Here is a 359-nt window from a genome sequence, read left to right as displayed (position 1 = left end):
AGGGCTGTACCGTCCACATCCTGAAGCTCCATGATGGACTGCCCCCTGATGTTGTACAGGGTGAACCGCGTCACATCCCCATTGAGCTGTTTTGCATATAGCCTGTTCTCATCCCTGTCATAGTACACATAGTTCTCCTTTGCTGTTGCCTCATCGGTACCCAGTGTCGTAGATTCCGACTGGAACACGATCTCTAGCCTATCGTTGAACATGCCCTGTGCAGAGATAAAACTATAGGGCTGGCCGTTCCTTAGGTCGAAGTAATCGCCCGTGAGGTTGTCCCTTAGGTAAATTTCCTGATCCTCAGGCATGTTCTCCATATCCGATATCTCTATCTCAAACCCGTGGTCCCCCGATGA

At 50.4% G+C, this 359-nt stretch carries 1 protein-coding gene; it reads right to left on the bottom strand.

The annotated features are described in order from the left end of the window. Positions 1 to 359 (bottom strand): DUF8693 domain-containing protein (locus H4O21_RS28505; RefSeq protein ID WP_182812585.1); only part of this gene is annotated, 359 nt, incomplete at both ends.

It is taken from the genome of Oceanospirillum sediminis (genome assembly GCF_014164585.1).
Taxonomy (GTDB): Bacteria; Pseudomonadota; Gammaproteobacteria; order Pseudomonadales; family Halomonadaceae; genus Oceanospirillum; species Oceanospirillum sediminis.
This window is presented reverse-complemented; position numbering and strand designations above follow the sequence as displayed.